The 10,331-nt window shown below is 69.9% G+C and carries 10 protein-coding genes and 1 tRNA gene; 2 read left to right on the top strand and 9 right to left on the bottom strand.

What is annotated here, in order from left to right:
- Positions 1–38: 38 nt before the first annotated feature.
- Together tig and GHC57_RS14345 are read right to left on the bottom strand one after the other, a co-directional pair.
- Positions 39–1,391, bottom strand: coding sequence for a trigger factor (tig, locus tag GHC57_RS14340; RefSeq protein WP_153345436.1), 1,353 nt, complete (start codon positions 1,389–1,391; stop codon positions 39–41).
- Positions 1,392–1,483: 92 nt separating this feature from the next.
- Positions 1,484–1,569, bottom strand: a tRNA-Leu gene (locus GHC57_RS14345).
- A gap of 295 nt (positions 1,570–1,864) precedes the next feature.
- Between GHC57_RS14345 and GHC57_RS14350 the strand changes: the two genes are divergently transcribed.
- Complete coding sequence (locus GHC57_RS14350) at positions 1,865–3,205, top strand: globin-coupled sensor protein (protein WP_153345437.1); 1,341 nt, start codon at positions 1,865–1,867, stop codon at positions 3,203–3,205.
- A gap of 22 nt (positions 3,206–3,227) precedes the next feature.
- Here GHC57_RS14350 and GHC57_RS14355 read toward each other — a convergent pair whose 3' ends face one another.
- The 5 genes from GHC57_RS14355 to GHC57_RS14375 form a co-directional block, all read right to left on the bottom strand.
- Positions 3,228–3,338: a DUF2474 family protein gene (locus tag GHC57_RS14355; protein WP_153345438.1), complete on the bottom strand. Its 111-nt coding sequence runs from the start codon at positions 3,336–3,338 to the stop codon at positions 3,228–3,230.
- Positions 3,331–4,341, bottom strand: coding sequence for a cytochrome d ubiquinol oxidase subunit II (gene cydB / locus GHC57_RS14360; protein ID WP_153345439.1), 1,011 nt, complete (start codon positions 4,339–4,341; stop codon positions 3,331–3,333). The genes GHC57_RS14355 and cydB overlap by 8 nt, the downstream gene beginning before the upstream one ends.
- Before the next feature lie 13 nt (positions 4,342–4,354).
- Positions 4,355–5,758, bottom strand: a complete 1,404-nt coding sequence (locus tag GHC57_RS14365; protein ID WP_153345440.1) for a cytochrome ubiquinol oxidase subunit I — start codon at positions 5,756–5,758, stop codon at positions 4,355–4,357.
- 329 nt (positions 5,759–6,087) lie between these two features.
- Positions 6,088–6,786: a VPLPA-CTERM sorting domain-containing protein gene (locus GHC57_RS14370; RefSeq protein WP_153345441.1), complete on the bottom strand. Its 699-nt coding sequence runs from the start codon at positions 6,784–6,786 to the stop codon at positions 6,088–6,090.
- A gap of 254 nt (positions 6,787–7,040) precedes the next feature.
- Complete coding sequence (locus GHC57_RS14375) at positions 7,041–7,673, bottom strand: NAD(P)-dependent oxidoreductase (protein WP_211369204.1); 633 nt, start codon at positions 7,671–7,673, stop codon at positions 7,041–7,043.
- 130 nt (positions 7,674–7,803) lie between these two features.
- Here GHC57_RS14375 and GHC57_RS14380 point away from each other — a divergent pair, with 130 nt between their 5' ends.
- The gene (locus tag GHC57_RS14380; protein WP_153345443.1) at positions 7,804–8,367 is read left to right on the top strand and encodes a histidine phosphatase family protein; all 564 of its coding nucleotides are present in this window, start codon (positions 7,804–7,806) and stop codon (positions 8,365–8,367) included.
- Between the two features lie 45 nt (positions 8,368–8,412).
- Here the strand turns inward: GHC57_RS14380 and panC are convergent, their stop codons facing one another.
- Together panC and panB are read right to left on the bottom strand one after the other, a co-directional pair.
- A complete protein-coding gene (gene panC / locus GHC57_RS14385; protein WP_153345445.1) occupies positions 8,413–9,312 on the bottom strand; it encodes a pantoate--beta-alanine ligase in 900 nt (299 codons plus the stop codon).
- Positions 9,309–10,136, bottom strand: a complete 828-nt coding sequence (panB, locus tag GHC57_RS14390) for a 3-methyl-2-oxobutanoate hydroxymethyltransferase (protein WP_153345447.1) — start codon at positions 10,134–10,136, stop codon at positions 9,309–9,311. Before panB ends, panC begins: the two co-directional genes overlap by 4 nt.
- Between the last annotated feature and the right edge of the window lie 195 nt (positions 10,137–10,331).

The raw sequence follows: 10,331 nt of genomic DNA on the forward strand, positions 1-10,331 counted from the left end.
CCCTGTCGAGGGCTGCCCCGTCACCGCGCCGCGACCGTTTAGGCGGCCGCGCCGTCGTCGCCCTTCTCCGCGTCGGGATCGGGCTTCATCAGCTCTTCGGGGCTGACGGTCCGGTCGGTGACCTGCGCCAGCTCCAGGATGTAATCGACCACCTTGTTCTCGAAGATGGGCGGCCGCAGCTCTTCCATGGCGTCCGGGTTCTGGCGGTAGTAGCTGAGCACCGCCTGTTCCTGGCCCGGGAACGAGCGCACCTGCTCGCCCAGGGCCGCGTTCATGTCCTCCTGGGTGACGGTGACCTTGTTGTCCTCGCCCACCCGGGCCAGCAGCAGGCCGAGGCGCACGCGGCGTTCCGCGATGGCGCGGTATTCGGCGCGCAGCTCGTCCTCGCTCTTCGCCTTGTCCTCGTCGTCGAGCTGATCGCGCTCGCGGGCCTGCTCCAGTTGCTTCCAGATGCCGTCGAACTCCACGGCCACGAGGCCCTCGGGCACGGTCTGGGTGAACTGATCGGACAGCTTGTCGAGCAGGCGGCGCTTGGTCTTTTCCCGGCTCGCGCGGGTGTATTCCTGCGCGATCTGGTCGCGGATGGCCTGCTTCAGGTCGTCCAGGGACTCGCGACCGAAGCTCTTGGCCAGCTCGTCGTCGATGGCCAGCGGCGCGGGCTGGCGCAGTTCCTTGACGGTCACGTCGAAGGTGACGGCCTGCCCGGCGAGGTCCTCGGCGCCGTAGTCCTCGGGGAAGGTGATGGCCACCTCCTTCTCCTCGCCCACCGAGACGCCGATCAGCGCGTCCTCGAACCCGGGGATGAAGGTGTTGGAGCCCAGTTCCAGCGAATAGTCCTCGGCCGCGCCGCCGGGAAACGGCTCGCCGTCCTTCTTGCCGACGAAGTCGATCACCAGGATATCGCCGGACTGGGCGGGCCGCGTCTCCGCGACCGGCTCGGAGCCGCGCCGGGCGTTGGCGAGGCGCTCCAGGGACTGGTCCACCTCTGCCTCCGGCACCTCGGCCACTTCGCGTTCGATGGCGATCGCGGAGAAGTCCGGCAGCTCGATCTCCGGCAGCAGCTCGACGGCCACCGTCAGGTTCAGGTCGCCCTCGGGCTCGTACTCCGAGATCTCGACCTTCGGCTGGAGCGCCGGGCGCAGTTCGTTGTCCTTGATGACGCTCTGCACGGCATCCTGGGCGGCCTGTTCCAGGACCTCGCCCATGACATGGGCCCCGAAGCGCTTCTTCAGCAGCGACATCGGCACCTTGCCGGGGCGGAAGCCGGGGATCCGCACCTGGGATCCCACCTCCTGCAGGCGGCTTTCGGTCTTCTCGTTCAGACTGTCGGCGGGAACGACCACCGTGTATTCGCGCTTCAGCTCCTCGCTGAGAGTCTCGGTCACCTGCATGGCTTGTCCTGGTACCTGGCTGGGAAGGATGGGATCCGACTCGAACCGTCGGGCTCTTTCGGAGCCGGGAACCGCGAGCGCGCAGGCCGCGGTGGTGCGGGCGAAGGGACTTGAACCCCCACGGCTGAAAGCCACCAGAACCTAAATCTGGCGTGTCTACCAATTCCACCACGCCCGCGGCGCGTCTGACGGATCCACGAGTTGCCGAGACTCATAGACAATGGACAAGGCCAAGGGCAATACCCGTTTTGAACGGGCGGGCGGCAATCGGGTGAGAACCGCGTTCCCCAATACGACCCTTGCGTTTCGGGCGCGGTCCGGCCACCTTTCCCGGACCGGACAGGTTTCAGGCGGAGCGGCGCGACAGGAGGGGTTGCGGTGTTCCGGTCCCACCTGGGCCGGCGCGGCCTCCGCACAGGTGGAATGCGGGGCGCGCTGGACCCAAGGGGGGGGGTGGAGGAGGTCGGTTCCCCATGGCTGAAGACCTTGATCGCGACGCCCGGCTCGCGTTCCTGCAGGTCGATCCGCAGACCCGGCCCCTGCTGGCGGAAGCCCGGCAGGTGCTGGACGCCCACATCGACGGGATTCTGGAAGAATTCTACACCATGCTCGCCGGGACACCGGAGATGGCGCGCCTGTTCTCCAGCCGCGCCCGCATGAAGCACGCCCGCGACATGCAGCGACGGCACTGGATGGACAGCGTGTTCGCCGGCACCTTCGATGAGGACTACCTGCGTCGGGCCGATCATATCGGGCGGACCCACGAACGGGTCGGACTGGAACCGCGCTGGTACCTGGGCGGCTACGCGTTCGTCATCAACCGCATTACCACGCATGTCATGCGGGCCTACCGGCGCAAGCCGGATCACGGGGCCAAGGTGTTGGGGGCGGTCAACCGGGCGCTGTTCCTGGACATGGACATCGCCATCTCGGTCTACATCCGGACCGCGCGGGAGAAAACGGCCCGTGTGCTGGAGGATCACGCGCGACGATTCGAATCCGATGTCCACGCGGCGGTCGGCGTGGTGGCTTCGGCCGCCACCGAATTGCAGAACACCGCCCAGGGCATGGCGAGCGGGGCCGACGCGGCGGCCGGTCAGGCGCGCGCGGTGGCGACGGCGGCCGAGACCGCCTCGACCAACGTGGAGATGGTGGCGGCCGCGGCCGAGCAGCTTCACGCCGCCATCGCGGAGATCTCCCGGCGGGTGGCCGAGTCCAACAGCATGGCGCAGGAGGCGGTGGCGGAGGCGTCCCGCACCGACGATCTGGTCCGCTCCCTGTCAGAGGCGGCGGACCGCATCGGCGCCGTGGTCAAGCTGATTACCGACATCGCCGGGCAGACCAACCTGCTGGCCCTGAACGCCACCATCGAGGCGGCCCGCGCCGGGGACGCCGGCAAGGGCTTCGCCGTCGTGGCCAACGAGGTCAAGACCCTCGCCGGGCAGACGGCCCGCGCGACCGAGGAGATCACGGGCCACGTGGGCACGGTTCAGGGCGCGACCCGGGACACCGTGACGGCGATCCATGCCATCGGCGAGACCATCGGGCGCATCAGCGACGTGGCGGGCGCCATCGCCGCCGCCGTGGAGGAGCAGGGCGCGGCCACGCGGGAAATCGCGCGCAACGTGGAGGGGGCCAGCGCCGCCACCCAGGACGTGGCGACCTCCATCGGCGTGGTCCGGAATGCGGCCGGCGATACCGGCAGTTCGGCGACGGAGGTGCAGACGGCCGCCGCCGACCTTGCCCGGCAGGCCGAAACCCTGCGCGGCAAGGTGGATGGCTTCCTGGGGGCCATCCGCGCCACGGTGTCGTGAGAGCCGGGCGGCTATTCGGGGGCTATGCCAGCACCGACACCAGCGCCCGCCACGCCGCCGCGACCAGCCCCAGCGCGGCCACCCCGGCCGCCCACAGGCCGACGAACCACGCCAGCTTGCGCCAGTCAGCCATGATAGCCGTCCCGGGCCGTCACCTTGCCCCGGAACACCCAGTAGGCATAGACCGTGTAGCCCAGCACGAACGGCAGCGTGCACAGGACGGCAATCAGGGTGAACACCAGGCTGCTGTCGGGGGCCGCCGCGCGCGCGATCGTCAGGTCCGGCGGAATGATGGTCGGCCACAGGCTGATGCCGATGCCGCAATAGCCCAGCAGGAACAGGGCGACGGCCATCAGGAACGGTTCCCACACCCAGCCGTGATGCAGCCCGCGCCAGAGCATGAGCGCCGCCACGGCCGTCATGACCGGCACGGGCGCCAGGGCGAGGAAGTTCATGCCACCGAACCACCGATCCGCGATGGCGGGATAGAGCAGGGGCGTGAGCCCGCTGACCAGCGCCATCGCGACCAGCACGCCGACCAGCGCCACCGTCGCCCACCGCCGCGCCGCGGTCTCCAGCGGCGCATGGGTCTTCATCACCAGCCAGGTGGCCCCCAGCAACGCATAGCCCGCCATCACGCCCAGGCCCGCGATCACGGACAGCCCGGTGAACCAGTCGAACGGGCCGCCGGCGAAACTGCGGCCGTCCATGGTGATGCCCTCGATCAGGCCGCCCAGCATCGCCCCCTGGCAGAACGCGGCCACGGCCGAGCCCAGCGTGAACGCCCAGGACCAGAAGGCCTTGGAGGTCTTCGCCTTCATGCGGAACTCGAACGCCACACCTCGGAAGATGAGCGCGAACAGCATGGCCATCAGCGGGATGTAAAACGCGGGCAGGGCCACCGAATAGGCCGTGGGGAAGGCGGCGAACAGCACCGCGCCGCCCAGGATCAGCCAGGTCTCGTTGCCGTCCCACACCGGGGCGATGCTGGCCACCATGGCGTCGCGCGCGTCGTCGTCCGGCGCCAGCGGCAGCAGGATGCCCACGCCCAGGTCGAAGCCGTCCAGCAGCACGTAGACGATCACTCCGGCGCCGATGATGCCCGCCAGGATCAGGGGCAGGTCCAACTCCGTCATCGCGGTCCTCTCCCTATTCCGCCGGGTGAATGGCGCCGGTCGCGCCGACGGCCGTGCGGGGTGGAGGCTCCTTCGGCGAGCCCTCGACGGCGTCCACGCCCGGGTCCGGCGGGCCGGTCCGCACCACGCGCGCGGCGTACCACAGGAAGGCCAGCAGCAGCCCGGAGTAGACCACCACGAACAGGGTCAGGGTCACCGCCACCGCTTCCGGGACCACGGGCGAGACGCTGTCGGCGGTCCGGAGCACGCCGTAGACGGTGAAGGGCTGGCGGCCGACCTCGGCCACCATCCAGCCGGCGATGGTCGCCACGAAGCCGGACGGCCCCGTCAGAATACAGGCCCAGTGCAGCCAGCGATTGGTGAACAGCCCACCCTTCCAGCGCAGCCACAGGCCGACCGCCGCCAGCGCGATCATCCAGACCCCGATGCCCAGCATGATCCGGAACGAGTAGAACACGGTCGCGACCGGCGGCTGATCCTCAAGCGCGACCTCGTTCAGGCCCTTGACCTCCCCGGTCCACTCATGGGTCAGGATCAGGCTGGCCATGTTGGGGATGCCGATCGCGTAGCGGTTCTTCTGCGCCTCCTGGTCGGGGACGGCGAACAGCAGAAGGGGCGCGCCGCGCTCGGTCTCCCACAGCCCCTCCATGGCCGCCACCTTCATGGGCTGATGCTCCTTGGTGTTCAGCCCGTGCGCATCGCCGATGAACAACTGGGCCGGGGCCAGGATAGCGGCCAGCAGCAGGCCCAGCGACAGGCCCTTGCGCGCCACATCCAGGTGACGCCCGCGCACCAGGTACCAGGCGGAGACGGCGGCGACCACGAAGGCCCCCGTCAGGAACGACGCCATCACCATGTGCGCCACCCGGTAGGGCATGGACGGGTTGAAGATCACCGCCCACCAGTCCTGGACGACGGCGATGCCGTCCACCCACTCGACGCCGGCCGGGGTGTGCATCCACGAGTTGGCCGCCAGCACCCAGAACGCCGAATTGAGCGTGCCCAGGCCCACCAGCACGGTGGCCACGAAATGCAGCCGGTCCCCCACCTTCTGCCAGCCGAACAGCATGACGCCGATGAAGCCGGCCTCGACGAAGAAGGCCGTCAGCACCTCGACCGACAGCAGCGGGCCGAGCACGGGGCCGGTGGCCTCGGAAAAGCGGCTGAAGTTGGTGCCGAACTGGTAGGACAGCACCAGCCCGGAGACCACGCCCATGCCGAAGGCCAGCGCGAACAGCTTGGCCCAGAACATGTACATGGACTTGTAGACGGGATCGCGGGTGCGCAGCCACAGCGCCTCGACCGTGACCAGGAACCAGGCGAGGCCGATGGTCAGGGTGGGAAACAGGATGTGGAACGCGACGGTGAAGCCGAATTGGATGCGGGCCAGAAGGACAGGGTCCAGATCGCCGAACATGGGGATGGGATGCTCCCGAGGTTGCGAGGTCGCGACGCCGGGCGGCGGGAGGGGCAGGCCAGGCCCGTGCCGGCATCGATCCGGGACCGCCCCCGGGGATCGGAGTCCCGGCGCGGCCGCCCCACGCCCCTCCGCCCGGTCACCGGGCCATTCGCGGGTGCAAAAAGGGATATGGGGCCGAAGGGACCGCGTTCCAGACATCGGACGGCAGCGCGTGCTGAAAAACGGCTGCCTCCCGCGCCCCAAAACGCGAACCGCCCCCGGCCGGGCGGCCGGAGGCGGTGTCATGGGCTGCCGGGGCTGCCGGGGCAGCCGGTCTGCGGTCAGCCTCAGGCGGCGGCGTCGCCGCGCTTCAGCCAGCGGCCGCCGACCAGACCGCCCAGCGCGGTCAGCATGAACCACACGGCGGCGGGCAGGGGCACCACGCCGGTGACGTTGGCGAACTCGAACGCGTCCGAGCCCTCGGTGGTCAGCACGGCGTACATGGCGGTCGCGTTCGTGGCGGAGAAGTCAAAGGCCACGTTGACGAAGCCCATGCCGGACCCGCTCTGCGGCGCCAGACCCGGGTTGTTGCCCCGGATGGTGTCGATCAGCGTCCAAGCCGAATCATAGAACGAGATGGTGTTGTAGGAATCCGGCGAACCCCACATCAGGCCGAACGCATTGTCGATGTGGTACTTGATGGAGGTGAAGCCGGACGAGTTGGCCTGGATCGAGCTGTAGTAGTTGCCTTCACTGCCGGTGCCGTCCCAGGGGCTGCGGGAGTTGCCCGGCGCGGTCACGGAGCCGTTGGGATAGGCCCCGGAGTTGCTGCCGACATCGCTCTCGGTGATGTTGCTGCGGAAGTAGCCGTCGGGCTCGACGGCGAACGGGTCCGCGATCATCTTGTTCTCGGTGGGAACGGTGAAGTCCACCGTGAAGGCCGTGTTGCCGGGCAGCGAGAACGCGGCCTGCGCCGGGGCGACGAAGGCGACGGCCGCGAGCGCGGCGGCGCCGGCCAGGGCGGTCGAAAGACGGGATGCGAACATGGAAACCTCCGGGTTCTGTGCGTCCGATGCCGGTGCGTGATCGGGAAGGCCCACGATGGGCAGCCCACGGGATCGGTCTTTTCATCTGCTCCAATTAGAGAGTGTACGCACAACCCGGTCAATCCACCGGACGGTGGTGTAAAACCAGACCCACCATGAGGGGGAGGCGCGGCGTTTTCGCCGGGTGGCGGTCTCCACCCTTCGGTGGAGAGGCCGGCCGGGGCAAGAGCACCCGGTCGGTGGGCCGCATCCCCTCACCATACCACGACGGGGGCGGCGTGGATGTGGGGATCCTCGCACAGTTCCCGCACCAGCACACGCGCCACGTCGGCCCGCGAGATCAGTCCGCCCCGCCATGTGGACGGCTCCACCAGCACGCGCGCGCGGCCGCAGCCGGGGCCCGGCACCAGAATGCCCGGGCGGATCACGGTCCAGTCCAGGGTGCTTTCGCGGATCAGGCGTTCCTGCTCCGTCTTGTCGTCGTAGGCGCGGCCCAGCAGCATCCGGAAGGGCACCCGGCCGGGGCAGGGGATGGCGTCCCGGCTGTCGCCCGCGCCGAAGCCCGTGACCGCGACCAGCCGGCGCACACCGGCCTGCTCCATGGCCGGCACCAGCACCCGGGTCGCGGACGAGAACAACGACACCGGCCGGCGGAGTTCGGACGCCGGCACACCCAGCGCCTGGATGACGGCATCCACGCCCTCCAGGGCGGCGGCCACGTCGCCGTCGTTCAGCGCGTCGCCGGGGTGCTTCTCCAGCTTGGGATGGGACAGCGTCAGGGCGTCCGCCGAGCGGGAGAACGCCCGGACGCCGTGACCGGCCGCCAGCGCGGCCTTGACGGTTTCCAGCCCGATGCCGCGACTGGCGCCGATAATGAGAACATGCAACGGCAGACCCTCCCTTCCAACATGATGGTTCCGAAAGACGAGGTACGGCGCCCGGCTCCCCGCGGATCGGTCCACGCCAGCCCGTCCCCCGTAAGAACAGCCGTCACCAACCATCCAGGGGATGTCACCCATGCGCCGATTAGTGCTTCTGGTCCTCGTGCTGGCGGGCCTGACGGCCCCCGCGCACGCCGACTCTCCGACCATCACGCCCGACGACATCGGTCCGGGCCACGTCATCGTCATGCGTCACGCCCTGGCGCCCGGCACCGGCGATCCGCCCGACCTGACGCTGGGCGATTGCGGCACCCAACGCAACCTTGATGATCGCGGCCGGGCGCAGGCCCGCGCCCTCGGCGAAGCCCTGCGAGACGCCGGTCTGACCGGGCTGTCCGTGCTGTCGAGCCAGTGGTGTCGGTGCCTGGAGACGGCCCGGTTGCTGGACGTGGGCGAGGTGCGCCCGTTCCCGCCGCTGAACTCCTTCTTCCGCTGGCGGGAGCGCGAGGCGGACCAGATGGCGGCCCTGCGCGATCATCTGGCGTCCATGCCGGCGGACGCCCCGCCGACGGTCATGGTCACCCATCAGGTGGTGATCTCGTCCCTGACCGGCGTGTTCGCCCGCTCGGGCGAGGCGGTGGTCGTCCGGGCCGGGACCCGTCCGGTGGCGGTGGTGGGGCGTCTGGCGCTGGAGCGGTGATCCGGCCCAGTGGTCCACGTCCGGAGCGCGCCGTCTTGGCCGGTTTCAGGAGTCCCCGAGCGACCGGATCACCGGCACGTTGTCGATCAGTCGCGTGGCGCCCAGCCGGACGGCGGCGAGCAGGCGGCCGGCCCGGTCGTCCGGCGCGCAATCCAGCGCGGCCAGCGTTTCGGCGTCGCGGAGGTCCAGGTATTCGATGGTTCCGAACCCCGCCGCGGTCAGGCGGATGCGGGCCTCGGCCAGCATCGGCGCGGCCGGAGCGCCGGAGGCCAGGACCGCCGCCGTCTCGCGCAGCACGCGGAACAGCATCGGGGCCACCCGCCGTTCGGCCTCGCTCAGGTAGGCGTTGCGGGACGACAGGGCGAGGCCGTCCGCCGCGCGGACCGTGGGGCCGCCAACCACATCAACCGGGATATCCAGGTCCGCCACCAGCCGCCGGATCACCTGAAGCTGCTGGTAGTCCTTCTCCCCGAACACGGCCACATCGGGCAAGGCGCGCAGCAGCAGTTTCGTGACCACCGTGGCGACGCCCTCGAAGTGGCCGGGCCGATGATCGCCGCACAGGCCGCGGGAGACGCCGTCCACGATCACGCGCGTGGCAAAGCCCTCCGGGTACATGGACCCGGCGTCCGGCGCATAGACCGCGTGGCATCCGACGTCGGCCAGCCGGGCGGTGTCTTCCGTCTCCTGGCGGGGATAGGTCGAGAAGTCCTCGCCGGGTCCGAACTGGGTGGGGTTGACGAAGATGGTGGCAACGACCCGGTCGGCGCGGTCCAGGGCGGCCCGAACCAGCGACAGGTGCCCGTCGTGCAGAGCGCCCATGGTCGGCACGAGCCCCACGGTCAGGCCCCGGGATCGCCACTCCGCCACGCACCGCCGGAGATCGGCCACGGTCCGCAGGATGGGCAGCGCGGTGCCGTCCGTACGCGCGGCCGGCGCGGTCATTTCGCGCCCTTGAACGTGTGTTCCGGCCCGGGGAAGCGCCGCGCCCGGACGTCGGCGGCATAGGCCGCGACGGCCGCATCGGTCGCGCCGGCCAGATCGGCGTATTTTTTCACGAAGCGCGGGGTGAAGTCCTGGAACAGCCCGAGCATGTCCTCGGCAACCAGGATCTGGCCGTCACAGGCAACCGAGGCGCCGATGCCGATGGTGGGGACCGGGACGGCCTCCGTGACCCGCTCGGCCACATCGACCACCGTGCCTTCGACCACCATGGAAAACGCACCCGCCTCGGCGATGGCCCGGGCGTCGTCCATCAGGGCCTGCGCGCCGGCGTCGTCGCGGCCCTGCGCCCGGAAGCCGCCCATCGCATGCACCATCTGCGGGCGCAGGCCCACGTGACCCATGACAGGCACGCCCCGGGCCACCAGGAAGGCCACCGTCTCGGCCATCTCCCGGCCGCCCTCGATCTTGACGGCCGCCGCGCCGGTCTCGGCCAGCACCCGCGCGGCGTTGCGGAAGGCCAGGGCCGGGCTTTCCTGCACCGATCCGAACGGCATGTCCACGACGACCAGGGCGCGGTCGGACCCCCGCATCACCGCCTGGCCATGGGCGATCATCATGTCCAGCGTCACACCCAGGGTGGTCGGCATGCCGTACAGCACCATGCCGAGGGAATCGCCCACCAATAGAAGGTCCACATGCGGGTCGAGCAGGCGCGCGCTGGGCGTGGTGTAGGCGGTCAGGCAGACCACCGGCTCGCCGCCCTTGCGGGCCTGGATGTCACGCACGGTCCGGCGGGACGGCGCGGCGGGACGGACGGCACTCATGGCTGGGTCGGCTCCTGTCGAACGGTCGAGCGGGGGCGTCGGTGTCGGCGTGGGGGGTCGGGCGCTCGGGCACGGTTCCACCTGGTCCCTGGATCGCAGGCCCTCCCACAAACGAAAAGGCTCAGTTTGCGTTAGATATGCATGCTGGTTGTTTGGGCGAGATAAGTCCGGCGATGCATGCCAGGATTGCACGGG

Origin of the sequence: Roseospira navarrensis (genome assembly GCF_009601025.1) — a bacterium.
Taxonomy (GTDB): domain Bacteria; phylum Pseudomonadota; class Alphaproteobacteria; order Rhodospirillales; family Rhodospirillaceae; genus Rhodospira; species Rhodospira navarrensis.

What these genes read in the sequence shown, in the direction of transcription:
- tig (WP_153345436.1), bottom strand. Translation starts at nt 1,391, where the DNA reads ATGCAGGTGACCGAGACTCTCAGCGAGGAGCTGAAGCGCGAATACACG.
- GHC57_RS14350 (WP_153345437.1), top strand. Translation starts at nt 1,865, where the DNA reads ATGGCTGAAGACCTTGATCGCGACGCCCGGCTCGCGTTCCTGCAGGTC.
- GHC57_RS14355 (WP_153345438.1), bottom strand. Translation starts at nt 3,338, where the DNA reads ATGGCTGACTGGCGCAAGCTGGCGTGGTTCGTCGGCCTGTGGGCGGCC.
- cydB (WP_153345439.1), bottom strand. Translation starts at nt 4,341, where the DNA reads ATGACGGAGTTGGACCTGCCCCTGATCCTGGCGGGCATCATCGGCGCC.
- GHC57_RS14365 (WP_153345440.1), bottom strand. Translation starts at nt 5,758, where the DNA reads ATGTTCGGCGATCTGGACCCTGTCCTTCTGGCCCGCATCCAATTCGGC.
- GHC57_RS14370 (WP_153345441.1), bottom strand. Translation starts at nt 6,786, where the DNA reads ATGTTCGCATCCCGTCTTTCGACCGCCCTGGCCGGCGCCGCCGCGCTC.
- GHC57_RS14380 (WP_153345443.1), top strand. Translation starts at nt 7,804, where the DNA reads ATGCGCCGATTAGTGCTTCTGGTCCTCGTGCTGGCGGGCCTGACGGCC.
- panC (WP_153345445.1), bottom strand. Translation starts at nt 9,312, where the DNA reads ATGACCGCGCCGGCCGCGCGTACGGACGGCACCGCGCTGCCCATCCTG.
- panB (WP_153345447.1), bottom strand. Translation starts at nt 10,136, where the DNA reads ATGAGTGCCGTCCGTCCCGCCGCGCCGTCCCGCCGGACCGTGCGTGAC.